Annotated in this window: 22 protein-coding genes and 1 tRNA gene; 17 read left to right on the top strand and 6 right to left on the bottom strand. The window is 66.4% G+C overall.

Annotated elements, in window-relative coordinates; translation table 11 throughout:
• Positions 1-7: 7 nt before the first annotated feature.
• From AOP75_RS10955 to AOP75_RS10935, 5 genes are read right to left on the bottom strand one after another with little or no spacing between them, the layout of a single operon-like run.
• Complete coding sequence (locus AOP75_RS10955; RefSeq protein WP_062079117.1) at positions 8-1,621, bottom strand: sensor histidine kinase; 1,614 nt, start codon at positions 1,619-1,621, stop codon at positions 8-10.
• Positions 1,614-3,269, bottom strand: a complete 1,656-nt coding sequence (gene cydC / locus AOP75_RS10950; RefSeq protein ID WP_062079116.1) for a thiol reductant ABC exporter subunit CydC — start codon at positions 3,267-3,269, stop codon at positions 1,614-1,616. The genes AOP75_RS10955 and cydC overlap by 8 nt, the downstream gene beginning before the upstream one ends.
• On the bottom strand, positions 3,266-4,846 hold the full coding sequence (locus AOP75_RS10945) for an ABC transporter ATP-binding protein/permease (protein ID WP_062079115.1): 1,581 nt from the start codon (positions 4,844-4,846) through the stop codon (positions 3,266-3,268). The genes cydC and AOP75_RS10945 overlap by 4 nt, the downstream gene beginning before the upstream one ends.
• Positions 4,847-4,849: 3 nt before the next feature.
• Positions 4,850-5,878, bottom strand: coding sequence for a cytochrome d ubiquinol oxidase subunit II (gene cydB / locus AOP75_RS12730; protein WP_062079114.1), 1,029 nt, complete (start codon positions 5,876-5,878; stop codon positions 4,850-4,852).
• A 9-nt stretch (positions 5,879-5,887) separates the two neighbouring features.
• A complete protein-coding gene (locus tag AOP75_RS10935) occupies positions 5,888-7,360 on the bottom strand; it encodes a cytochrome ubiquinol oxidase subunit I (RefSeq protein ID WP_062079113.1) in 1,473 nt (490 codons plus the stop codon).
• Between the two features lie 418 nt (positions 7,361-7,778).
• Here AOP75_RS10935 and AOP75_RS10930 point away from each other — a divergent pair, with 418 nt between their 5' ends.
• The 17 genes from AOP75_RS10930 to AOP75_RS10855 all read left to right on the top strand — a co-directional run bounded on the left by AOP75_RS10930 (position 7,779) and on the right by AOP75_RS10855 (position 23,163).
• Positions 7,779-10,307, top strand: coding sequence for an Rne/Rng family ribonuclease (locus tag AOP75_RS10930; RefSeq protein ID WP_062079112.1), 2,529 nt, complete (start codon positions 7,779-7,781; stop codon positions 10,305-10,307).
• Between the two features lie 137 nt (positions 10,308-10,444).
• Entirely contained in the window at positions 10,445-10,753 is a 309-nt protein-coding gene (gene rplU, locus AOP75_RS10925; protein WP_062079111.1) for a 50S ribosomal protein L21, read from the top strand.
• A gap of 14 nt (positions 10,754-10,767) precedes the next feature.
• Positions 10,768-11,019: a 50S ribosomal protein L27 gene (gene rpmA / locus AOP75_RS10920; RefSeq protein WP_062079110.1), complete on the top strand. Its 252-nt coding sequence runs from the start codon at positions 10,768-10,770 to the stop codon at positions 11,017-11,019.
• 107 nt (positions 11,020-11,126) lie between these two features.
• Positions 11,127-12,653 carry a GTPase ObgE gene (gene obgE, locus AOP75_RS10915; protein WP_062079109.1) on the top strand — a complete coding sequence of 509 codons (1,527 nt, stop codon included), beginning with the start codon at positions 11,127-11,129 and terminating at the stop codon, positions 12,651-12,653.
• A 2-nt stretch (positions 12,654-12,655) separates the two neighbouring features.
• Positions 12,656-13,771, top strand: coding sequence for a glutamate 5-kinase (gene proB, locus AOP75_RS10910; RefSeq protein WP_062079108.1), 1,116 nt, complete (start codon positions 12,656-12,658; stop codon positions 13,769-13,771).
• A gap of 201 nt (positions 13,772-13,972) precedes the next feature.
• Positions 13,973-15,100 carry a sugar ABC transporter substrate-binding protein gene (locus tag AOP75_RS10905; RefSeq protein ID WP_062079107.1) on the top strand — a complete coding sequence of 376 codons (1,128 nt, stop codon included), beginning with the start codon at positions 13,973-13,975 and terminating at the stop codon, positions 15,098-15,100.
• A gap of 119 nt (positions 15,101-15,219) precedes the next feature.
• On the top strand, positions 15,220-15,969 hold the full coding sequence (locus tag AOP75_RS10900; protein WP_062079106.1) for an ATP-binding cassette domain-containing protein: 750 nt from the start codon (positions 15,220-15,222) through the stop codon (positions 15,967-15,969).
• Complete coding sequence (locus AOP75_RS10895) at positions 15,966-17,243, top strand: sugar ABC transporter permease (protein WP_236683152.1); 1,278 nt, start codon at positions 15,966-15,968, stop codon at positions 17,241-17,243. Before AOP75_RS10900 ends, AOP75_RS10895 begins: the two co-directional genes overlap by 4 nt.
• A gap of 139 nt (positions 17,244-17,382) precedes the next feature.
• Positions 17,383-18,669: a glutamate-5-semialdehyde dehydrogenase gene (locus AOP75_RS10890; protein WP_062079105.1), complete on the top strand. Its 1,287-nt coding sequence runs from the start codon at positions 17,383-17,385 to the stop codon at positions 18,667-18,669.
• A 54-nt stretch (positions 18,670-18,723) separates the two neighbouring features.
• Positions 18,724-18,870, top strand: coding sequence for a hypothetical protein (locus AOP75_RS12725; protein WP_162488574.1), 147 nt, complete (start codon positions 18,724-18,726; stop codon positions 18,868-18,870).
• A gap of 1 nt (position 18,871) precedes the next feature.
• Positions 18,872-19,468, top strand: a complete 597-nt coding sequence (gene nadD / locus AOP75_RS10885; protein WP_062079104.1) for a nicotinate-nucleotide adenylyltransferase — start codon at positions 18,872-18,874, stop codon at positions 19,466-19,468.
• A complete protein-coding gene (locus AOP75_RS10880) occupies positions 19,461-21,110 on the top strand; it encodes a hypothetical protein (protein ID WP_062079103.1) in 1,650 nt (549 codons plus the stop codon). The genes nadD and AOP75_RS10880 overlap by 8 nt, the downstream gene beginning before the upstream one ends.
• Positions 21,111-21,464, top strand: a complete 354-nt coding sequence (gene rsfS / locus AOP75_RS10875) for a ribosome silencing factor (RefSeq protein WP_062079102.1) — start codon at positions 21,111-21,113, stop codon at positions 21,462-21,464. It abuts the gene before it with no gap.
• A gap of 26 nt (positions 21,465-21,490) precedes the next feature.
• On the top strand, positions 21,491-22,111 hold the full coding sequence (locus AOP75_RS10870) for a histidine phosphatase family protein (RefSeq protein ID WP_062079101.1): 621 nt from the start codon (positions 21,491-21,493) through the stop codon (positions 22,109-22,111).
• The gene (locus AOP75_RS10865) at positions 22,108-22,707 is read left to right on the top strand and encodes a histidine phosphatase family protein (protein WP_062079100.1); all 600 of its coding nucleotides are present in this window, start codon (positions 22,108-22,110) and stop codon (positions 22,705-22,707) included. The genes AOP75_RS10870 and AOP75_RS10865 overlap by 4 nt, the downstream gene beginning before the upstream one ends.
• Positions 22,708-22,779: 72 nt before the next feature.
• Positions 22,780-22,852, top strand: a tRNA-Ala gene (locus tag AOP75_RS10860).
• A gap of 98 nt (positions 22,853-22,950) precedes the next feature.
• On the top strand, positions 22,951-23,163 hold the full coding sequence (locus tag AOP75_RS10855) for a helix-hairpin-helix domain-containing protein (protein WP_062079099.1): 213 nt from the start codon (positions 22,951-22,953) through the stop codon (positions 23,161-23,163).
• A 27-nt stretch (positions 23,164-23,190) separates the two neighbouring features.
• On the opposite strand, the gene AOP75_RS10850 is transcribed toward AOP75_RS10855, so the two are convergent.
• Entirely contained in the window at positions 23,191-23,862 is a 672-nt protein-coding gene (locus AOP75_RS10850; RefSeq protein WP_439645202.1) for a DNA alkylation repair protein, read from the bottom strand.
• Positions 23,863-23,865: the final 3 nt, after the last annotated feature.

Raw genomic sequence — 23,865 nt, 5'->3', positions numbered from 1 at the left:
CAGCGCGTCAGTTTGGAATCTCGACGTTCCATGACGCCAACGATCCTGGTTGATCGGCGTCCTTGTGGACCGCGTGGAGCGAGAAACTGCCATGACGGCGCAGCGCGCGGTTGGCGAGGTTGGACGTTCCCGAGTAGCGCTTGAGCGCCCCCGCGGGGCCGATCCCGTTGTCCTGCACCCGAATTTCAAGGCGGCCGTCTTGGGTCAGGACCCACAGGTGCAACTCGCTGGCATGGGCGTGACGCGCCACATTCGACAACAGTTCGCGCAGGACGGCCACCACGTCGTCTCCCAAAGTAGCGTCGGCATTGACCGCTGCCTGCAGCGTGGGCCACTGTGCCTCACGCACCTGCGGTGCAAAGCCGAGGGATGCTTGGGCGAGGGTGATCTCCCGTTGGGCACGGTCTGCGATGGGCTCGGAGCTGCGTTGACCGGCGAGCGCGCGCATCACTCCGCGCACCTCGTGCTGCGCACGCTTCACGTGATCGAGCGTGCCCGCTAAGCGCTTCTGAAGAGACGGATCAACGTCCTCCGTGATCGACTCGATCTGCATGGCAGTCGCGAAGAGCTCCTGGGAGACAAAGTCGTGGAGGTCGTCCGCTAGGCGCTCGCGTTCCTCGAGGAGCGCCGAGTGATTGCGGGCATGACTGAGCTCCGACAACGACAGCGCGAGTGCCGCCTGGTGTGCGAACCGTTGCGTCGTGCTGAGATCGTCCTCGCCAAAGGGCTCGTCCCCGTTGTCACGCCACAGCAGGAGGAGGCCTATGGCTTTGCCCTCGGCGATGAGTGGCGCATAGAGCGACGGCCCGTAGTCCGTGACTTCTTTCAACACGTGGTTGCCCGGCGGGGCTGGCGCCACGATCCCCGTGCCCGAGCGGATGACGTCCATCGCCCGTCCGTACTGAGGCAACTCGAGGCCAAGTAGCATGTCGGCGCCTTCGCCGTCGGCCATTTCGATCACCCAGCGATCCTCGACGCCGGGAAGCACCAACGCGGCTGTGGCCGCCTTGGCCAGGTCGCGGGCGGCGTCAACGATGGCCTGCAGCGCTTCTTCCTCGTCCTCGATCGTCAGCATCTCTGTTGTGATGCGCTGCGAGGCCTCAAGCCACCGCTCACGGTCGGCTGCCTGCCGGTGCAAGTTGGCATGGTCGATCGCGACCGAGGCTCCCGCGGCGAGAGCGACGATCATGTGTTTGTCGTCTTCGTCGAACGCCGTGGGCTTGTCAGCCAGGTAGAGGTAGCCAAAGACCGTGTCGCCGACGGTGAGGGCCGTGCCTAGGAACGTGCCGAGCTCGGGGTGATTGTCCGGCATCCCTTGGTGCGCGGGATGCGTGCGCACGTTCTCGACCGCAAGCGTGCCGTGATCAGGGATGCGGCCCAGCACACCCACGCGGCCAGGCGGGTGGCCGATCATGCCCTGGGTGTCCTCGTCCATGCCCTTGACGTGGAACGCGACGGACTCGCCCTGGGGGTCCATGACGTGCAGGGCCGCGTATTTTGCGTGGGTGAGCGTCCTTGCCGAGTCGACCAAGAGATCGAGCACGGACTTCAGGTCGAGATTGCGGTTGAGGGCCGTGATCGCGTCGGCGAGCGTGAGTTCGCGGGGCCGGTGGTCAGACATCGAGGCTCACCACGGTGTCGACGTGCGCGGTCAGGTCCAGGTGGTGGGTCACGATCACCACCGTACGGTCTTGCTGGCGAAGACGCTGGAGCACCGCGGTGAGTGCGGCGCGTCCAGCCGTGTCGAGATGCTCGGCGGGTTCGTCGATCAGGACAACGGGCTGCGGTGTCAGGAAAGCGCGTGCGAGCAAGAGGCGGCGGCGTTCGCCGCCCGAGATCGAATCACCGCCGGCCCCGATCACGGTGTGCACTCCGTCGGCGAGGCCGTTGACCCAGGGCATCAACCCCACGAGCGTGAGTGCCTCGACGGCCTCGTGGTCGGAGACATCGCCGCGCGCCACCCGAAGGTTCTCGAGGATCGAGGTGCCGAAGACGTGGGCATCCTCCGCAGTCATGCCCACCGTGGTGCCGAGCAGTTCCCTGGTCGCGGGCTTGCCCTCAATGCGCACGGAGCCGGCCGCGGGTGCGAGAGCTCCCGCGATCGTCGTCAGCAGAGTCGTCTTGCCGACGCCCGAGCGGCCCACGATGGCGAGCGCACCACCGCGGTGCACAGTGGCGCTTAGTGGCGTCGTGGGGGTCATCCCGGGCCACGCGGCGCTCACAGCGACGAGCTCGACCGCAGGCACCGTGTCGGTTGCGACGGGCTCCTGAGCGTCCGGCGTGGTCCCGGCAGAGGGCGCACCGTCCTCGGCTTCAGGAGTGTTGGGCGCAATGTCGAGGATCCGTTCGGCGGCCTTGCGCGAGCGGAAGAGCTGAGTGACGGCAGCGGGAACACCGCCCACGGCCTCGAAGGACGCCAGGGGAAGCAGGACGATGATTGCTGCGGTCGTGGGGCCGTAGAGGCCATCCGCCGCGCCCGTCACTGCAATCCACAGGCATCCCACGAGTGCTGCACCCGCACTGAGGGCCTGCAGGGCCGCTGCGAACGCGGCCGGGCGGGCGGACCGGTCCTGAGCGCGCTCGGCCTCAGCATCGGCCTCCCGCAGCGACGCTCGCGCCGCTGCCGCGGTACCCCACACCTTGTGCTCGGCCGCCGCGTCCACACTGGACATGACCGCCTCGGTGACCCGGGCATCGGCCGTGACGGATGCCTCCGCTGCGAGGCGAGCGGATCGCCACGTGAGCGCCGCGGCGCCAACCCCCGCAACCACGAGGGCAACCGCGAGCACCGCTCCGGCCCGTGGATCCATCCAGCCATTGATGCCGACGGCGATTCCGGACACCACGACCGCGACGCCCAGGGGGATGATCCCGCGCACCACAGCGTCACCCACGGAATCAACGTCGGCGCCGATGCGCGACAGCGTGTCTCCCCGGCGCAGTCCCAACACTTTGTCAGCCCGTGCAGCGGCGAGGCGCTCGTACACGCGCGCGCGCAGCGCCACGACGCCCCGCAACGCGGCATCGTGAGACACCAGTCGCTCGAGGTAGCGGAACAGGCCGCGGCCAATGCCGAAGAACCGCACCACCACTGCGGCGAGCGCGAGGTCAGCGGGGGAGGGCATGCCCGCCGCGCGCGCGATCAGCCACGCCGCGACGGCCGCGAGCCCCACGGCAGAGCCCAAGGCGGCGGAGCCCGTCAGGATCGCCAATGCCACGCGTGGACGCGACAAGTCGCTTTCTCGCAAGAGGGTGCGCAGAGCGGTCATCGCGCCACCTCCATGGCCGTCACCTCGACCACGGAGTCGGCGGCGTGAATGAGCGCCTCCTCGTGGGTAGCGACCACCACGGTTGCGCCGGCAGATGCCGCGTCGACGATGCGCGCGATGACCTCGTCGCGTGAACTCCGGTCGAGGTGACTCGTGGGCTCATCAAGCACCACGACGGGCCGCCCCGCGCCCAGGGCGCGGTCGAGCGCGACGCGCTGACGCTGCCCCAAGCTCAACGTGCGCCCCTCCGGTCCCAGGTCAGGACGCTGGGGTGCCCAGGCGAACTGCGTGGACCAGCCTTCTGACTCGACTGCCGAGGCGTCGGTACGCCCCGCAGACGTCAGCGCTGCGACAAAGCCAGAGTCCGGCTCCAAGAGGCCCATGATCGCCGCCAACGCCGTGGACTTGCCGTCGCCGTTGGGTCCCACGAGCGCCGTCACGGTGCCGGGACGGGCAACGACGTTGAGGCGCGCTGGTGCGAGCCGGCGACCATCAGGCGTCGCCACACTGAGATCCTCCACGACGACGGTCGCGCCATGCAGCGACGGGGCGGGCGCGTTGCCCCCTGGCGCTACGACGGGGCGCTCGAGCACCTCGAAGGCCGCGTCCGCGGCCGCGAGGCCATCGGCACTGGCATGGAAATGTGTGCCGACCATGCGCAGCGGGAGGTAGACCTCGGGCGCGAGGATGAGGACGGCCAAAGCGGTCTCGATAGACACGTCGCCATCGACCAGGCGGAAGCCAAGGGTGACTGCGACCAGCGCCACGGCCAACGTGGTGAGCAGTTCGAGCGCCATGCCAGACATGAACGCGATGCGTAGCGAGCCCATGGTCGCTGACCGCTGCGCTTCGCCTAGTTCGCGGACCCGGGCGGCTGGGCCGCGTTCGCGTCCCAACGCTCGTAGTGTCGGGAGCCCGGCGATGAGGTCGAGAGTGCGTTCGGCAAGCTTTTGCATCGCCTCAAGATGCTTCGCGGAGCGTTCACGGGTCACGAGACCAATGAGCACCATGAAGATAGGAACCAGCGGCAGCGTGCCGATCACGATGAGCGCGGAGATCCAGTCCAGGCCAAGGACGACGACGAGCATGATCGGCGTGACGGTGGCGCTCAGGAGCAACTGCGGGAGGTAGCGCACAAAGTAGGGCATGAGCGACTCGAGCCCACGCGTGACGGTCGTCGCAACGGCGGTGCCCTCGCCGGAGGCAATCCACCTGGGCCCCAGCGCAGCCGCGTGTGCGACCACCTGTTCGCGCAACTCCGAGATGACCTGCGCGCCGGCGCGGTGCGCCAAACGCTCCTGTGTCCACGTCAGCGCCACGCGAATCAACACAATGACCACGAGCCACGTCAGCGCGACGGAGAGGGTGCGCGCCTCGATCGGCACAAGGAACCCCACGGGCCCTAGGCCGTCGTCGGTCAGCGGCGTAGGTGCCAATACGGGAGCGAGTGCTCGACTGAGCACCAGTGCCTGGAATCCAATGGTGATGGCGGTCGCCAGCCCCAGGACCGCCGTGACAATGATGTAGCGCCTGGCAGGACCGATGCGTCCCGCCAGGCGCGGATCAAGTGGGCGCACTCGCTACTTCTTCTTTGGAAGGAAGGTCAGCGAATTGTGCTCGGGGATGTGGTCCATCGACAGGCGACGGCGGAACACCCAGTAACTCCAGCTCTGGTACGCCAAGACGATGGGTACCAGGATGACGGCGACCCAGGTCATGACGGTCAGCGTGTAGTCCGTAGAGGAGGCGTTGTCGACGGTGAGGGAGTACGCCGGGTCAGTGGACGACGGCATCACGTCGGGGTAGAGCGACCCGAAAATGAGCACCACGGCGGCGGCGATCGCGACAGCGTTCGCGGCGAACGCCTTGCCGTACGAGCCCTGGTTCCCGAAGAACCACGCGCCCAGAAGTGCCAGCGCCGCAACGGCCACCGCCGCCCAGGTCCACGTCACGGAGTAGGCCACCTGCGTCCAGATCGCAAACGTGCCTGCGACGACTACTGCGATGGGTGCCAAGGTCTTAGCAACGCTTGCAGCGCGGTCGTGAACCTCTCCCGAGGTCTTGAGCGCCAAGAAGATCGCGCCGTGGCTGAGGAACAGGACCAGCGTGGTCGCGCCGCCCAGCAGCGCGTACGGGTTCAGCAGGTTGAAGAACCCGCCTGTGTAGGTCATGGTCTCGTCGATCGGCACGCCGCGCACGATGTTGGCGAATGCCACGCCCCACAAGATGGAGGGGATCCAGGCGGACCCCATGATGGCCCAGTCCCAACGGCGCCGCCAGGCGTCGTCGTTGATCTTGCCGCGGTACTCGATGGCCACCGCGCGCACAATGAGTGCGATGAGGATCAGCAGCAGCGGGATATAGAAGCCGGAGAACAGCGTGGCGTACCAGTGCGGGAAGGCCGCGAACATGGCGCCACCTGCGGTGAGCAGCCACACCTCGTTGCCGTCCCAGACGGGCCCAATCGTGTTGAGGGCCACGCGGCGACCCTTGTCGCCCTTGCCGACCTTCTCCATGAGCATGCCGACGCCAAAGTCGAAGCCCTCGAGAACCAGGTAACCGGTCCACAGGACCGCGATAAGGATGAACCAGACGAGTGCGAGATCCATGGGGGACTCCTAGTACGCGAAGGACATGGGTCGGTCGGGGTCAGCGGAGACCTGTTCGGGCTCGACGTCCGGCAGCCCCTCCACGGTGTAGCGATGCATGAGCTTGGCCCAGAAGACCCCGAGGATTGCGTACAAGACCGTGAACACGGTCAGTGACAGTGCTACTTCGAAGACCGAGGTCGCTTCCGAGACCCCAAACATGGTCATCAGCATGATCTCGTCGGATCCCGTGGGGTTGGGAGCGACGACGAACGGCTGACGGCCCATCTCGGTGAAGATCCAGCCAAAGCTGGCGGCAGCGAATGGCATGGGGATCGAGATGAGGGCAAGCTTCGACATCCACGGTTGCTCGATGACCTGCTTTTTCCGCGTGAACCAGAAGATCAGCACCGACAAGGCGGCGGAGAACGCGGCCAAGCCAATCATGAGGCGGAACGACCAGTAGGTCACGAGCAGGTTGGGGCGGTACTCGATCACTTCACCGTCAGGAGTGGTGGCGCCGTAGCGCTCGGCATAGATCTCCTGCAGGTCGTTGATGCCGAGCACCTCGCCGTCCCAGCTGCCGGTGGCCAGATACGAGGTAAGGCCAGGGATCTCGAGCACGTGCTGCACGGACTCAGGGTCATTTCCTGCGAGGTTGCCGATGGTCAACAGCGAGAACGGGGCGGGCCCGTCTGGCGTATCCATGAGGCCCTCAGCCGCGGCCATCTTGATGGGCTGCTGTTCGAACATCAGCTTCGCCTGGATGTCGCCCGTGATGATGACGCCGATTCCCGCCAGGAGCATCACCACGGCTCCAAAGCGCGCGGACGTGCGATAGATGTCGATGTCCGCCGACTTCTTGTCTTCGCGAGACTTGCGCACCATCCAGTAGACGGAGATACCTGCGACGAACGTGCCCGCCACCAGGAAGGCAGTGGAGATGACGTGCGGGAACGCCACAAGGGTCGTGTTGTTCGTGAGTACCGCCCATATGTCGGTCATCTCGGCGCGCCCAGTTTCCGCGTTGTACTCCGCGCCCACAGGGTGCTGCATCCACGAGTTAGCGGCGAGGATGAAGTACGCCGACAGGAGGGAACCGATGGCGAACGCCCAGATGGTGGCCAGGTGCACCTTCTTGGGCAGCCTGTCCCAACCAAAGATCCACAGCCCCAAGAACGTCGACTCCAGGAAGAAGGCCAGCAGCGCTTCCATCGCGAGCGGCGCGCCAAAGACGTCACCCACAAAGCGGGAGTACTCCGACCAGTTCATGCCGAACTGGAACTCCTGCACAATGCCGGTCGCGATGCCGAGCGCGAAGTTGATGAGCAGCAACTTTCCGAAGAACTTCGTCATTCGGTAGTACTTCTGCTTGCCGGTGCGCACCCAGGTGGTCTGCATGATCGCCACCAGCGTCGACAGGCCGATCGTCAGAGGAACCAGGATGAAGTGGTAGACGGTAGTAATGCCGAACTGCCACCGTGCGAGGTCGAGCACATCCACGGGGGGACTTCCCTTCAATTACACATCGATGGCATCCAACGTACCCGGGAGCGGCTAGTGCTGGTGGCGGGACCAAGGTCCCGGCGCCCATTACGGTTCGATTACGATGCGCCAGACACGCTGGATCCAGGGCATATAGGTGGGTATGGCGCTTGGTGTGTCACAATGGTCCGCAGGTCGCACCTAGCCACACCGGGTGCCAACCGCGCGACAGACGCAGCGACTGCGAAGCAGCCAGTCCCGTCCTGGTCCCGCCGGGCTACAGCCGGCAGGCGGAGACATCGGGGATAGGCGCTCATCAGCCAGGCGCCGCTGTCCGCCGCGACCTGCAGACTTCAGGTGGCCGTACAGACGTACGAGCCATGACCGACGACTAGGTCGGCGCGGAGTGTGGTCCGTGCCGATTCGAGGTACCCGCGTGAGCGAGGAACGAAGCACACCCGAATCACCCACGACTGCCGTTATTTTCCAGGCGCCTGAGCCCGCTCAGCCCCGCCGGGCATCGGCCCCAGCTGGCCCGCCGTCGTCGGCCAAGAAGGACACCGCACCCGCGGATGCGTCCGACTCTCCCAAGGACGGCGCTGCAGAAAAGAAGCCCGCCGCGAAGAAGTCGGGCTCAAAGGGCTCCGGCGCCAAGGGCGCAAAGTCGGAGGCCGGCAAGGGCACCAAGTCAAAGGCCGATGCCGGGGACAGCGCCAAGGGCGACTCCAAGAAGTCCGGCGCCAGCACTGCGGAAGCCGCCGACGGCGCCCGCGATAGCGGCACCGACAGCGCCGCCGATGGCGCTGGGCAGGGCAATGACGACTCCGCTGATGGCGGCGAGGGTGGCGCCAAGCGCCGCCGCCGCCGCGGCGGACGCGGTCGCGGCCGGAGCAAGAACGGCGGCGAAGGCAACCAGGACGGACAGGACCAGCAAGACGGGTCCACCAGCGAGCCGGGTAACGCCAGCGAGGCTCCCGCGGATGACGCTCAGGGTGCCGAGGACTCCCCGCAGGCGCAAGATAACGACGACACTTCAGACGGTGATGGCGAGTCGGGCGGCTCATCGCGTCGGCGTCGACGCCGCCGTGGATCGCGGTCGTCAGGGTCGAACTCCAGCGCCTCCGCCAATGAGGAGCAGCTGCAGGGCTCGACACGTCTGCAGGCCAAGCGTCAGCGCCGCCGCGAATCGCGTGACGGCCAGCGCCGCCGCCCAGTGATTTCCGAGGCCGAGTTCCTCGCGCGCCGCGAGTCTGTCAAGCGGTCCATGGTGGTGCGTGAAAAGGACCACCGCGTGCAGATTGCGGTACTGGAAGACGACGTCCTTGTGGAGCACTATGTCTCTCACCAGGCGCAGCAGTCGATGGCGGGCAACGTGTACCTGGGCCGAGTGCAGAACGTGCTGCCCGGCATGGAGGCCGCGTTCATCGACGTAGGCCGGGGCCGCAACGCCGTGCTGTACGCCGGCGAGGTGAACTGGGACGCTGCGGGCCTTGAAGGCAAGCCGCGCCGCATCGAACTGGCGCTGAAGCCCGGTGACACCGTGATGGTGCAGGTCACCAAGGACCCGATCGGGCACAAGGGTGCGCGTGTCACGAGCCAGATCTCTCTGGCCGGCCGCTTCCTTGTGTACGTCCCCGCCGGCGGCGTGACGGGCATTAGCCGCAAGTTGCCCGACACCGAGCGGGCGCGCCTCAAGAAGCTCCTGCGGGAGGTCATTCCGGCCGATGCCGGCGTGATTGTCCGTACAGCCGCGGAAGGTGCGTCTGAGGACGAGTTGCGCGCTGACGTTGAGCGCCTGAAGCGCCAGTGGGAGAGCATTCAAGCGGAGGCCGCCAACGGCAAGGGCCCCAAGTTGCTGCGCGGTGAGCCCGACATGGCTATCCGTGTGGTGCGTGACATCTTCAACGAGGACTTCGACTCGCTCACGATCCAGGGCGAGGACACGTGGAACTCGCTGAGTGCGTACGTGGGTCAGGTCGCACCGGATCTCATGGAGCGCCTGCACCGCTACCACGGCGAGGGCGACGTGTTCGTGGACTCCCGTGTAGACGAGCAGTTGGCCAAGGGCATGGACCGCAAGGTGTGGTTGCCGTCCGGTGGCTCGCTCGTGATCGACCGCACCGAGGCCATGACCGTCATCGACGTCAACACCGGCAAGTTCGTCGGCAAGGGCGGCACCCTCGAAGAGACGATGACGCTCAACAACCTCGAGGCAGCTGAGGAGATTGTCCGCCAACTGCGCTTGCGCGACATCGGTGGGATCATCGTCATCGACTTCGTGGACATGCTGCTTGAAGCCAACCGTGACCGCGTCCTGAGGCGCTTGATCGAGTGCTTGGGGCGCGACCGCACCAAGCACCAGGTGGCTGAGGTCACGAGCCTTGGCCTGGTTCAGATGACGCGCAAGCGCGTGGGCCAGGGCCTGGTCGAGGCGTTCTCGGAAACGTGCGATCACTGCAAGGGTCGCGGCTTCCTCGTGCACGGCGAGCCCGTCCCAGAGGCCAGCGAGAAGCAGCCCGAGCGTCGCCGTGGCGGTCGAAACAAGAATGGCGGCAATCCCCAGCAAAACTCCCAGCAGCAGCCGCAGGAGAAGAAGAAGCCTGCCGTGAAGGAAGAGGAGCCTGCCTCTCACTCCGAGACGCACGCCCTCGACGACCGGGAAGAAGCCCGGGCCGCCGTGAAAGCGACTCTCGCCTCGATCGCTGCGGCCGCTGAGAAGGCTCATCACGATCACGAGGACGCTCCCGCAACTGACGCGACGTCCGACGTCGCAGTCGAGCCCGGCTCCGAGGTGACCGACGCGGCTGAGCCCGTGGCGGCATCGGCCCCGGACACGACCACCCCATCCGCTGACAGCGCGCCCGCTGAGGGTGCGAATGATGCCCCGAGCGCGGCCGCCGAGACCGACGCGGGCACCGCGCCGCCGGTGGCAGCCGAGTCCGAGGGAGATGACACTCAGAAGTAGCGCACATGATGGCCGTGTCAGTTTGACCTGGCCGGTCTCGCGGCGTATATTTATACGTCGGTGCGCGAGCGCCAAGGCCTGCCTGCGCCCCGCACGGCAGCGGCAGGAAAACCACAAGCTTTGAAGGATTCGATTTCATGGTGTACGCGATTGTGAAGGCGGGCGGCCGCCAGGAGAAGGTCTCCGAAGGCGACGTCATCGTCGTTGACCGTCTCAAGGCGGAGCAGGGCTCGACTGTTGAGCTCGCACCGGTGCTGTTCGTCGACGGTGACAAGGTCACCTCCGATGCCAAGGCACTGTCCAAGATCAAGGTGACGGCTGAGGTGGTGCGCGATGAGCGCGGCCCCAAGATCGACATCCTTAAGTACAAGAACAAGACCGGCTACCGCAAGCGTATTGGTCACCGTCAGGAGCTCACGCGCCTGAAGGTCACCGGTATCAAGTAAGCGAGGAGAAACTCATGGCACACAAGAAGGGCGCGAGCTCCTCGCGCAACGGCCGCGACTCGAACCCCCAGTACCTGGGCGTGAAGCGCTTCGGTGGCGAGGTCGTCTCCGCCGGTGAGATCATCATTCGTCAGCGTGGCACCCACCACCACCCCGGCCACAACGTTGGCCGTGGCAAGGACGACACCCTGTTCGCCCTCGAGGCTGGCACGGTGCAGTTCGGCAACCGTCGTGGCCGCAAGGTCGTCGACGTGGTGGCAGGCTAAGTTCCACACTTCATTCTTTGTCAGGGGCGTCGCCGGTGAGGTGGCGCCCCTGACGCATATCTGTAGCGGTGTCCGGCGTTGACCGGCGCCAAGAAAGGAGCACGAACATGGCTTCGTTTGTGGATCGCGTCGTGCTCCACGCCGCGGGCGGTAAGGGCGGCCACGGAGTGGCATCTGTCCACCGCGAGAAGTTCAAGCCGCTCGGCGGCCCGGACGGCGGCAATGGCGGGCGCGGGGGATCGGTTGTCCTCGTCGTCGACGCCCAAGTCACCACGCTGCTGGACTACCACCACTCGCCGCACCGCACCGCGGACAACGGCGGCCAAGGAGCGGGCGACCACCGGCACGGCGCCAACGCGCCGGACCTGCGCCTGGGTGTTCCCAGCGGCACCATCGTCAAGTCCACTGACGGCGACGTCCTCGCCGACCTCGTGGGTGAGGGCGCAGAGTTCGTCATCGCGGCCGGTGGCCGCGGCGGACTGGGCAACGCCGCATTGGCGTCCCAGAAGCGCAAGGCTCCCGGATTTGCCCTCCTGGGAGAGCCGGGGGAAGAGCAGTCGGTTGTTCTTGAACTGAAGTCGATCGCGGACGTGGCGCTGGTGGGCTACCCCAGCGCCGGAAAGTCCTCGTTGATTGCCTCGATGTCCAAGGCGCGCCCCAAGATCGCTGACTATCCCTTCACCACGTTGGTGCCGAACCTAGGAATCGTCCAGGCGGGTAGCGCCAGGTTTACGGTTGCGGATGTGCCCGGCCTCATTGCCGGCGCCTCGGAAGGCAAGGGACTGGGCCACGACTTCTTGCGTCACATCGAGCGTTGCTCGGTGATTGCTCACGTGTTGGACACCGCTACGCTCGAGTCGGACCGCGACCCCGTGCGCGATCTCCAGGTCATCTCTGACGAACTGCGGGCGTACACAGGCGACGCTGCCATCAGCGGCATCCCCTTGGCGGAGCGCCCGCAGATCATCATTTTGAACAAGATCGATATCCCCGACGGACGCGAGTTGGCTGACATGGTTCGTGAGGACCTAGAAGCAACCGGGATGCCCATCTTCGAGGTGAGTGCGGTGTCGCGTGAAGGCTTGCGCGAACTGTCCTTCGCCTTGGCCACCATGGTGGCCGAACACCGTGCGGCGGCGCCCGAGTTGGAAAAGGCGCCCATCACGATCCGCCCCAAGGCAGTCGACGATTCCGGCTACAACGTCACGCACATTCGCGACGGTGCTCTCGACTACTACGAAGTGCGTGGACAGAAGGTCGAGCGCTGGGTCAAGCAGACTAACTTCGCCAATGATGAGGCCGTGGGCTACTTGGCAGACAGGCTGGCTCGCGCAGGAGTGGAGGACGCGCTGTTCAAGGCAGGCGCCGTGCCCGGCTCGGAAGTGGTGATCGGCCCACGCGAGGGTGGCGTGATCTTCGATTGGGAGCCCACCATGGCAGCCGGCGCCGAACTGCTCGGCTCGCGTGGTTCTGACCTGCGTATCGAGGAACACGAGCGCACCGGCAACCGCGCCACGCGTGCCCAAAAGCGGGCCGAGCACAAGGAGCGGATGGACGCCAAGTCCGCCGCGCGTGAAGAGCTCTGGACCGAACGCGACGCTGGCCACTGGACGGATCCCACGGAGGACGACTGACCATGGCCGCACGGGAGGGGATCGCCGCCGCGCACCGCATCGTCGTCAAGATTGGCTCGTCGTCCCTCACGGGGGACAGTGGTCAGCTCGATGAGGGTGCGCTGACCGCGTTGGTCGATGTGCTCGCTGCGCAGCGCCACGCGGGACGCGAGGTCATCTTGGTGACCTCGGGCTCGATCGCCGCCGGCATCGGCCCGCTGGGCTTGCCCTCCCGACCACGCGATTTATCGACTGCTCAGGCGACGGCGTCCGTTGGCCAGGGAATGCTGATCGCCGCGTACTCGCGCGCCTTCGCCGCGCACGCTCTCCATGTAGGCCAGGTCTTGCTGACCGCCGAGGACATGGTGCGCAGGACCCACTACGGCAACGCGCAACGCGCCCTTGAACGGCTGCTCGACCTCGGCGTGATTCCGATCGTCAACGAGAATGACACGGTTGCCACGGACGAGATTCGCTTCGGCGACAACGACCGGCTTGCGGCACTGGTGGCGACGGTGACCAAGGCCGACGCTCTGGTGCTCCTCACCGACGTCGACGGCCTGTATACCGCTGCCCCTGGCACGCCGGGCGCGCGGCGGCTCGACGTCGTGACCGGCCCCGACGACCTCGAGGGCATCGACATCACCAAGCGTGGCTCTGCGCTGGGCACGGGCGGCATGGTGACCAAGCTCGAGGCCGCTCTCATCGCGACGTCTTCCGGGATCTCCACGGTACTGACGTCCGCGCCGACGGTCGCCGCCGCGGTGGCGGGTGACCAGGTCGGCACGCTGTTTGCCGTCACGGGAAAGCGCAACGGCACCCGACTGACGTGGCTCGCTCACGCAGCCCGCATGCAGGGCCAGTTGGTCTTGGATGCAGGTGCTGCAGCGGCCGTCGACGGCCGGCGCGCCTCGTTGCTCGCTGCCGGCGTCCACGCCGTGCGTGGGGAGTTCGACGCTGGCGACCCGGTGGAACTGGTGGGCCCTGGAGGCGTGGTGGTCGCGCGTGGCCTGAGCGCCTTTGCCTCGCATGAGATTCCTCAGATGCTCGGCCTCACCACGGATCAGTTGCGGGCCGAACTGGGTGAAAACTACGCGCGCCCGCTGGTGCACATCGACGATTTGATCGTGACGCCCTAGCGCTCGCTCATTCGCCGCTCCACGGTGGCGCCGCCCGCAACCGGGGGAGGGCGCGCCGTTACCGTTTCGTGATGTGACCGAAGCCACATCGCAACCTTATTTGTCTATGCCGGGAACGAATGACGGCGTAACGTTTCGAAAGGTTGCTCAACGTGGAGCGACCAGGGGATTCACTCTCCATGACACAGAATGAGGTGTGATGTGAAGAAGAACTCATGGCTGACACTGGCGGCTGCAGCAGGAGCGACGGCGCTTGTGCTGGCTGGCTGTAGCTCCGACGACGGCGATGCGGACGCGGAGTCCACGGCCGGAGCAACGTCGGACACTCAGACAGAGTCCAGCGAAACCGCGGCGGCCGCTGGAGGTGACGGCTCGCGCGCATGCGTGATCCTTCCCGACGCAGTCTCGTCGCCCCGCTGGGAGAACGGCGACCGTCCTGCGCTCGAGGAGGCCATCACCGCGGCCGGCTTTGAGGCAGACATTCAGAACGCACAGGGAGACACCGCCAAGTACGCGACCATCGCCGACCAGATGCTCACGCAGGGTTGCGGCGTGATGATGCTCGTGGACCACCAGGGTGCGGCCGTGTCGGTGACCGAGAACGCCCAGAGCCAGGGCATCCCTGTCATCGCGTACGACCGACCGATCGAGGGCGCCGACTATTACGTGTCCTTCGACAACGTGAAGGTGGGCGAGCTCGAGGGTCAGATGATCGTGGACGGCCTGAACGACAATGGGGTGGATCCTGCGGAGGCCACCGTGGTGTACATCGGCGGTGACCCCGCCGATGGCAACGCTGCGATGTTCTACGAGGGCGCCAACAACGTCATGACGGAGGCCGGCATCACTCCGGCTGCTGAGCCGCCGGGCAAGTGGGACGGCGAGTACTCCGCGACCGCCTTCGAGCAGGCGCTGACCGACCTCGGTGGCGAGGTCGACGCGGTGTGGGCTGCCAACGACACCAATGCCGCTGGCGTCATCACCATCTTGGACAAGAACGGTCTCACCGTTCCGGTCTCCGGACAGGACGCCTCCGTCGCTGGCCTGCAGAACGTGCTGCTGGGTAAGCAGTACGGCACGGTGTACAAGCCCTATCAGGTGGAGGCAACCGCGGGCGCTGAGCTGGCGATTCAACTGCTGAACGGCGAGACTCCTGCGGTCGATATGACGCTCGAGGATGGCACCCCCTTCATCGCAGTCGAGCCCATCTCCGTGGGTGCGAGCGACGTCCAGCAGGTCATCGACGACGGCAACGCGTCGTACGACGAGATCTGCGCCGGCGATGTTGCCGCGGCGTGTGACGAGGCTGGCCTGACTGCCGGTTCCTGATCACGACAGCACTGATGCACTGAAGGAGGGCTCCACGTCACCACACGGCGACGTGGAGCCCTCCGCCCAGCGGGGACGCAGCGTCGCGGACCTGCCTCACTCGAACGGAGATTCAAGCGGTGAACCAACCGATCATCGAGCTCAAGGGCGTGACCAAGTCGTTCGGTCCCGTCAACGTGCTCAAAGGCGTCGACTTTAAGGCATACGAGGGAAAGGTCACCGCGTTGGTCGGTGACAACGGAGCGGGTAAATCAACGTTGATCAAGGGCTTGGCCGGAGTCCAGCCCTACGACGGCGGCCAGGTGTTGTTCGGCGGCGAACCCGTTCACCTGCACCACCCCAAAGACGCGGCCAAGCACGGCATCGAAGTCGTGTACCAGGACCTGGCCCTGTGCGACAACCTCGACATCGTTCAGAACATGTTCCTCGGGCGCGAGGAAACTCGCGTGGGGACTTTTGAAGAAGGCCGGATGGAGGTCGAAGCGGCCGCTGCGTTGCAGACCCTCTCGGTGAAGACCGTGAAGTCGCTGCGTCAGAAGGTCGCATCCCTGTCAGGCGGCCAGCGACAGACAGTTGCCATCGCCCGCGCCGTCGTGAAGCAAGCGAAAGTGGTCATTCTCGACGAGCCCACCGCGGCACTCGGCGTTGCTCAAACCGCGCAGGTGTTGAGTCTGGTGCGCCGGTTGGCCGACCACGGCGTTGCCGTCATCATCATTTCTCACAACCTCCAAGACGTGTTCAAGGTCGCCGACGATATCTCCGTGCTGTACCTGGGAAGCATGACGGCGCGCATCGCGACCGCGGACACCAACCCCAACGACGTGGTGGGCTACATCACTGGCACCAAGACCATGGAGGTGGCGTCGTGAGCGCGGACATCGACAACCCCGTGGCCGCAGAGGCGGCCCGTCACTCCAACGCCGAAAGCCTGCTGGGCAAGGGCATGGAGGGAGGCGTCGGCGATCACTTCCGCGCCTATGTGAGCCGCGTCAAGGGCGGCGAGATGGGAGCGTTGCCGGCCATCGGCGGCCTCATCGTCCTGTTCATCATCTTCGCCGTCGCCCACGATGCCTTCTTGTCCGAGCGCAACATGGCCAACCTGCTGACCCAGGCGGCGCCGCTCGTGATGCTCGGTATGGCGCTCGTGTTCGTGCTGCTGCTGGGCGAGATCGACTTGTCGGCAGGTGTCACCTTTGGCGTCACGATGGCGGTGTTTGTCAGGCTCACCCAACCCGATGGCTTGTCGTGGCCCGTCGCGATGCTGATCGCGCTGGGGCTCGGAGCGTTCATTGGCGCGTTCATTGGCTTCTTTGTCGCGAGGGTCGGTATTCCCTCCTTTGTGGTGACGCTCGGTATGTTCCTGGGACTCCAGGGCGTTCTGCTCATCATCATCGGAGACGCCGGTGCCTACCGCCTGATCCCAGAGCCCGTCAAGGCACTGCAGAACGCGAACCTGCCCGTCGTGGGTGGGTGGATCATGCTCGTCGTGGTGCTGGCCTTGCTGGTCGCAGTCGCGCTGTGGGACCGGCGACGTCGCGCTGCCGCCGGTGCGCCCAACCCGCCCGTGTCCATCATGATCGCCAAGCTCGCCGGCATCGCGATTGTGGGATGCGCGGGGGTGTACTTCCTGAGCCAGGACCGCGGGACGGCGACGCTCGCGATCGCGGGTGTGCCGATCGTGGTGCCGATGGTGCTCGGCCTCGCGATGGTCGGTACGTTCCTGCTCGACCGCACTCGCTACGGCCGCTACCTGTACGCGATCGGTGCGAACAAAGAGGCGGCGCGGCGCGCAGGTATCAACGTGACGATGGTCAAGTGGACCGCGTTCGTCATCTGCTCGTCCACGGCCGTGCTCGCCGGCGTGTTTTACGTGTCCCGCGTGGGCTCGGCCGATGCCGGCATGGGTCGCGAGATTGTGCTCTCAGGTGTGGCGGCTGCCGTGGTGGGTGGCGTCAGCCTCTTTGGTGGCCGTGGGCGTTTGGTGCACGCGGTGATCGGAGCGCTCGTGATCGCGACCATTGAGAATGGGCTTGGCCTTCTGGGGCTGCCCGCCGGCGCAACATTGGCGGTGTCCGGCGGAGTGCTCATCCTCGCGGCGACGGTAGATGCCCTCGCGAGGCGCCGGTCAGCAGGGGGGTCCTAGCCTGCGAGGGATTTCACCTGCGCCTCCTCCGCGCTCGTCGCGGAGGAGGCGCAGTGCTGTGCCGTGAGCGCAGCAGCACCCACTGCGGGTGGTGGCCGAGGCATCGGCCCGCAGGGAGCGCCTCGCTAGACTGGCACGTATGACCGACACCGCCGTGACTCCTGACATCGAGGCTGCCGTTCTCGAGGCCTGCCAGCGCGCCAAGCTCGCGTCCCGCGCGCTCGCGACCGCCACGCGGACCGCGAAGGACCAGGCGCTGCACGCGATGGCTGACGCTCTCGTGGAGCAGGCGCCGCGCATTGTCGAGGCGAACGCTAAGGACCTCGAGCGCGGTCGCGCCAACGACATGACGCCGGGGCTGCTGGACCGTCTCGCGCTCACGAACGAGCGGATCGGGACCATCGCCGAGGCCTTGCGCTACCTCGCCGGGCTTCCCGATCCGGTCGGCGAAATCAAGCGTGGGTCCACGCTCGCCAACGGAATCCGCTTGGTTCAAAAGGCCGTGCCCATGGGCGTGGTCGGGATGATCTACGAGGCGCGCCCCAACGTGACAGTGGATGCTGCTGGACTGGCCCTGAAGTCGGGGAATGCTGCGGTATTGCGTGGGGGATCGGCGGCCGCGAACTCGAACGAGGTCATCGTCGCCGTGGTGCAGGACGCCCTCGATAGCGTGGGCCTGCCGCGTGACGCGGTGCAGTCCATCGACGCCTATGGGCGAGAAGGCGCGCGCGTGCTGATGAACGCGCGCGGCCTCGTGGACGTGCTCGTGCCTCGCGGCGGGCGCGACCTGATTCAGGCGGTAGTGCGAGATTCGACGGTGCCCGCTATCGAGACCGGCGAGGGCAACTGCCACGTGTACCTCGACGCCTCGGCCCCCGTGGAGCGCGCGGTCTCTATTGTCGTCAACTCAAAGACCCATCGGGTGGGCGTGTGCAATGCTGCGGAGACGCTGCTGGTACACAAGGACGCGGCGCAGGAAGTGCTCCCCGCCGTCCTCGCGGCGCTTGCCGCTGAGGGTGTCACGCTTCACGCGGACCCCGCCAGCGCTGCCTGGGCGCCAGAAGGAGCGACGGTGGTGGCCGCGACGGAAGAGGACTGGGCGACCGAATACCTGAGCCTCGACATTGCGGTGAAGGTCGTCGACGACATCGAGGCAGCTATCGAGCACATCTCGCGCTACTCGACAGGACACACCGAGGCTATCGTGACCGACGACATTGGCGCGGCGGACAGGTTCGTGAGCCGGCTCGACACCGCAGCGGTCATGGTCAACGCCTCGACGCGATTCACCGACGGTGCAGAATTTGGGCTCGGTGCGGAGATTGGCATTTCCACGCAGAAATTGCACGCGCGCGGGCCCATGGGACTGGGTGAGCTCACGACAACGACCTGGATAGCCTACGGCGACGGTCACGTTCGCCCCTGACCGCGCGCACGCGTGGAATAATGGCCATCACCTCTGAGGAAGGAAGTCCCCCCTGTGTTTACCGAAGCGGCTGCCGAGGCCACCCACGTGGTCAACGAATTGCCCATGGAGCCCATCGCTTTTGGCCTGCTCACCTTCACCGGACTCATGAGCCTGTTGTTCGTGACCTTCGCCTTCCGGAGCATCGGCACGCGCCACTGACGTGAGCGCCCCGCTCGAGCGGATCGGTGTCCTGGGCGGCACGTTTGATCCCATTCACCACGGTCACTTGGCCGCGGCGTCTGAGGTCTGTGCCGCCCTTGACTTGGACCGGATGCTGCTCGTGCCTACCAACGTCCAGCCATTCAAGACGGACGTGACCTCCGCTCCAGCGCACCACAGGCTCGAGATGTGCCGACTGGCGGTCAAGGGCGACGAACGCTTTGGCGTCTCCGCAGTCGACGTTGACCGCGGCGGTGTGACCTATACGGTCGATACGTTGCGCGATCTGGGCCGGGAGTACCCGGACGCACAGTTGTACTTCGTCACGGGAGCCGATGCCCTCGAGAGGTTCTCGCAGTGGCGAGATGCCCACGTGTTGAGCACATTGGCGACATTCGTGGGAGTGACTCGGCCCGGTCATTCGTTAGGACAGTCGGATACCCCACACTCCCTGGTCGAGGTTCCCGCCCTGGCGGTATCCTCGACTGATGTTCGTCGGCGCGTAGGGGCCGGGGCGCCGATTCGATATCTGGTGCCGCGAGCGGTGGCAGATTACATCGCACAGCACGACCTGTATTCAGGAGGATCGGATGAGTGACCAGGAGCGCCCGCTCTCACGACGTGAGCGACGTGCGCAGGAGCAGCGGGAGGCGCAGCGCCTCGACGACACCGCGCCGCTCGAGCCTGGCCTGGATACCGAGGGCCTGCCCCTGTTTGGCCCCGACGGGCGGGCGCTATCGCGCCGTGAGCGTCGCCGCTTGGAGCGCCTCAACAACCCGGTGGAGACCTGGACCGCGGAAGAGGAAATGATCGCGACGGGTCAGATCCCCGCGATGACTCCCGAACGGATCGCGGAGCAGGAGCGCATTGCCCGTGAGAAAGCAGAGGCCGCCCAGCGCGAGGCACGTACCGCGTCAGCGGAGATCCTTCGCGTCAGCGACCAGGACATCGCCCCCGGAGACAACCAGGGCGACGACGATGACGATGACCAGGGCAACGCCGAGTCGCCGGAGCACGCCGCCGAGCCTGTAGCGCCGCGACGCGAATCCCTGATTCCTGAGTCCTCGGCGCCCGAGGAGCCGGACGCCGTGCACGACGTCGAGCCCGAACAGGACGCGCAGGCCGAGCAGGACGCGCACGCTGAGCAGGACACCCACGCCGAGCAGGACACGCTCGCCGAGCACGGTACTGACGAGCCCGTTTCCGACGAGGTTCCAGCTGACGCGGACGACGATGCAGAGGGTGGCGCCGCGGAGGCCGCAGGCGAGGCCACACCTGAGGACCCGCGGCCCGAGCCGCTCGAGCAAGCGCCCTCTCCGCAGACTCCTCTCGGCATGCCCCCCGGGATGTCGCCAGAGATGTTTGCGATGCTCTTCCCGCCGGGGTCCGCCCAGCGCCGGCTCATGGAGGAACACGCAACGGCGGCATCTGCTCCGAGCGCGCACTCGGCGCCACAGCCCCAGAGCGCGAGCGCGGTCAGTATGGCCAGCGCGGCCAGCGCGGTTAGCGCAGCGAGCGTGACAGACGTTGATGCCCCTGTGGGCGAGGAGCCCCAGGATGACCCCTCGCACACGGATGGCGCCGCGCACGCCGCCGCGGACGTCGAACCGCACTCGCCTGAGGCCCCCGAGCCCTGGGGATACGAGCCAGCCGAGCCCGAGCGCCCCGTTGACATGTGGGCGCAGGTCGCGAGCCAGTCTCACCAGCAGCCGGCGACCGAACCGATGTCGGAGTTGCAGCAGGGCGAGCCGTCCTTTGAGCAGATCCTCAATGCGGACGACGCTGCCCTCGAGGATGCGCCCAGCACGGGAGCCGTACCCGCGTTTGTGCCCGTGTCCGCCGCGTCATCCGATCACGATCCGGTGGATTCCTCTGGCGCAGCGCACGCGAGTTCCGGGCATGGCGATCGTGGCGCACCGTCGCCGTGGGACAGCCACCCGTTGATGACGGCCGAGGTGCCGCAGGTCACGGGAGAACTGCACCTCGACCTCGACGACGACTCGCTGGACGCCGAGCCCTTGCCGCGTCCTGACCTGAGCGGCGTGCACACGTCGACCAACCCGGCGCCTGCGGACGTTGAGCCCGTACCTACGGGAAACTTCAGCGTGGAACCGCGGGAAAAGCCCGAACTTCACCCCGCCGGTGGCGCCCACCACTTTGGTTGGGCACAGCTGGCCGTGATCGGCGCCGTGGCATTCGTGCTCGGCGTGATCGTATGGAACGTACTGAAAGGTAGTTGATTGAGCGCGACTGAAGCAGCGGTGGAACTGACCCGCGAGGCGGCCCGGGCCGCCGAGGACAAGAAGGCCACCAACATCGTCGCCCTCGACGTCACGGGCACCATGCCGTTGACGGACGTGTTCGTGATCGCCTCAGCCTCGAATGAGCGCCAGGTGATCGCCATCGCTGACGGCATCGAGGAAGCACTGCACGCCAAGGGTGCGAAGGCGATTGGCCGCGAGGGCCAACGTGAGGGCCGCTGGGTGCTGCTCAACTTCAACGACATCGTGGTGCACGTGATGCACGATGAGGAGCGCGCGTACTACGACATCGAGCGCCTTTACAAGGACTGCCCGGTCATCGACGTCGCGTAGCGGCCCCGTCGCCCCAAGGAGAACCCATGCAGGTCTACCTGGTCCGTCACGGCCAGACCGAGTGGAATGTCAAGGGGCTCCTCCAGGGCTCGTCTGACATCCCCTTGACCGAGGAGGGGCGCCAGCAGGCAACGCGAGCCGCGCAGGCACTCGCCCGGCGCATCGGCCCTCAGCCCATCATCGTGACCTCCCCGCTCGAACGCGCACGCCATACTGCCCAAGCGCTCGCGGACGTCGTCGGAGTGGACGTCACCGTTGACGACCGCCTGCGCGAGCGTGCCTACGGCGCCTGGGAGGGGATCACCCCTCAGGAGCGGGAGTCGCAGTGGGCCGAGGAAGTCGCCGTGTGGCGAAACCACGGCGAGCCGAACGTGCCCGGCTTTGAACTTCACGATGCGGTGAGGACCCGTATGGTCGCAGCGCTCGAAGAGGCGGCCGAATCCGCATCTGCTGGAAGCGCCGTCGTCGCCTTTGCGCACGGAAGCTGCGCGCGGGTGGGACTTCACGGACTCCTCGGGATCCCGCTGACGCACCGCACCATCGGGAACCTCGGCAACACGGCGTGGAGCCAGTTGACCAGGCGCGGGCGCGGCGACTGGACGCTCGACCGCCACAACGTGACAGCGGCCTTCATCGAGGCGGCATGACAACCCTGGTGCTGTGGCGTCACTCGCGCACCGGGTACAACGCCGCCGGGCGCCTGCAGGGTTCTCTCGACATTCCGCTGGGGCCAGAAGGGCAGGAGCAGGCGCGGCGCGCCGCTGGCCAGATCGTGAGCGCCTATGGCGCCCACCTGCGAGTCGTGAGTTCGCCCCTGGTGCGTGCGCGGGCATCGGCCCTCGAGTTGGCGAAGCTCGTGAGCGTCCCAGTCGAGGTCCAGGACGCCTTGACCCAGCGCTCGTACGGCGTGTGGGAGGGGCTCACGGGCGCGGAGGTCTCGCGGCGATGGCCCCAGGAATGGGCAGCGAAACAGCGCGGAGAGGACCCGTCCATCGATGGATGGGGCAAGGCCGCAGACGTCTCCGCGCGCGTGGGGAAGGCGCTACGCGCGCTCGCCGGGGACGCTCGTCCCACGGTCGTCGTGAGCCACGGTTCCGCCATCCAATTAGGTCTGTTGAACCTCCTTGAACTGGTGCCCACATCACGCATCTTGGGGCATGTGCCGCACGCCGCCTGGTCGGTCGTGACCCAGTCAGAGTCGGGCGCGTGGCACCTCGAGCACTACGGCCTTGGCGCGCCATAGCGGATTTGGTCCGTGCCGAGAACTGGGCTACTATTGCATTCGCCCTCAGGGGCACGGTGATCGCAAGATTACGGGGCTGTGGCGCAGCTGGTAGCGCACCTGCATGGCATGCAGGGGGTCAGGGGTTCGAGTCCCCTCAGCTCCACGATGTGTTGAGACAGCATCAAGAAAGCCGCTCTTCGGAGCGGCTTTCGTCTTTTCTGCCGCGGCACTCGCGCCGGTCGGCTCGCTACGCTGAATGGCATGAGCACCCGCGACGTTCCCGCCCAGATCGGTGACCTGCCGCGCATCGGTCGGCCCGCCAACTCCGCATTGCTCGAGCGTGGGATTACGACCCTTGACCAGGTGCTCGCCACAGGCCAGGCGGCGCTGCTGGGGATGCACGGCGTGGGGCCCAAGGCGGTGCGGATCCTTCGTGAAGCGCTCGCCGCGCGGGGCCAGACGCTCGGCGATTAGGCGCGCCGTGACGAGTGGGTCACGTGGCTACGCCCCGCGGCCGACCATCGCGTTGATCCAGATGGGGGCGTACGGCGACGTGCAATTGGGCGGCGTCGGGTAGTCCTTCAGGACTTCAAGTTCCTCGCCGATCGCCAGCGCGCGCGCACGGTGGTGCTCGTGGTGAATGCCGATGTACGCCAGGGTGTTGTTCATTTCCCACTGCAGATCCGCGGGCGCGGCCTGCATGTGGGACTCGATCTGGTCGAGCAGCGCGTTGAGGTCGAGCCCTTCAGGGCCCTTGCGTACTCGCAGCGCGGTCAGGGCCCATCCGGAAGCGGCGATCGCGGGGTTGGCGTCGCCGAACCATCGCTCACGCAGCGCCTCCTTGTGTGGACTCTTGGCCACCACGTAGTTGACGAGCCAGTCCCGCACTTTGGGAATCCGGGCATCGCGCAGCATCGCATCCAGCTCATCGTCAGAAAACTGACGCGGCCGGCAGATCAGCAGCGCGACCAGGCGGGCGGGTGAGTTGCCGGTGTCCCACAGCGCTACAGCGAGGTCGGGGTCCGTCTTAATTCGCTTGGCTACGGCCCGCAGCTTGGTCAGGTTCACCCCGTGGTCGTCGCCGTGCCGCTCATTGACCGCCCGCATCTTTGGGTCGTCGAGACCCTTAAGCTCGCCGAGGATGTCCGGAACGGATTCGGTGCTCATGGCCATCAA

The organism is Demequina globuliformis (genome assembly GCF_000975155.1).
GTDB lineage: Bacteria > Actinomycetota > Actinomycetes > Actinomycetales > Demequinaceae > Demequina > Demequina globuliformis.
The sequence above is the reverse complement of the archived record's forward strand: the minus strand, read 5'-3'. Positions and strand labels throughout refer to the sequence as shown.

Bases quoted from the DNA above. Each gene is read 5' to 3' on its own strand.
- AOP75_RS10955 (WP_062079117.1), bottom strand. From the start codon at position 1,621: ATGTCTGACCACCGGCCCCGCGAACTCACGCTCGCCGACGCGATCACG.
- cydC (WP_062079116.1), bottom strand. From the start codon at position 3,269: ATGACCGCTCTGCGCACCCTCTTGCGAGAAAGCGACTTGTCGCGTCCA.
- cydB (WP_062079114.1), bottom strand. From the start codon at position 5,878: ATGGATCTCGCACTCGTCTGGTTCATCCTTATCGCGGTCCTGTGGACC.
- rplU (WP_062079111.1), top strand. From the start codon at position 10,445: ATGGTGTACGCGATTGTGAAGGCGGGCGGCCGCCAGGAGAAGGTCTCC.
- rpmA (WP_062079110.1), top strand. From the start codon at position 10,768: ATGGCACACAAGAAGGGCGCGAGCTCCTCGCGCAACGGCCGCGACTCG.
- obgE (WP_062079109.1), top strand. From the start codon at position 11,127: ATGGCTTCGTTTGTGGATCGCGTCGTGCTCCACGCCGCGGGCGGTAAG.
- proB (WP_062079108.1), top strand. From the start codon at position 12,656: ATGGCCGCACGGGAGGGGATCGCCGCCGCGCACCGCATCGTCGTCAAG.
- AOP75_RS10890 (WP_062079105.1), top strand. From the start codon at position 17,383: ATGACCGACACCGCCGTGACTCCTGACATCGAGGCTGCCGTTCTCGAG.
- AOP75_RS10880 (WP_062079103.1), top strand. From the start codon at position 19,461: ATGAGTGACCAGGAGCGCCCGCTCTCACGACGTGAGCGACGTGCGCAG.
- AOP75_RS10870 (WP_062079101.1), top strand. From the start codon at position 21,491: ATGCAGGTCTACCTGGTCCGTCACGGCCAGACCGAGTGGAATGTCAAG.
- AOP75_RS10865 (WP_062079100.1), top strand. From the start codon at position 22,108: ATGACAACCCTGGTGCTGTGGCGTCACTCGCGCACCGGGTACAACGCC.
- AOP75_RS10855 (WP_062079099.1), top strand. From the start codon at position 22,951: ATGAGCACCCGCGACGTTCCCGCCCAGATCGGTGACCTGCCGCGCATC.
- AOP75_RS10850 (WP_439645202.1), bottom strand. From the start codon at position 23,862: ATGGCCATGAGCACCGAATCCGTTCCGGACATCCTCGGCGAGCTTAAG.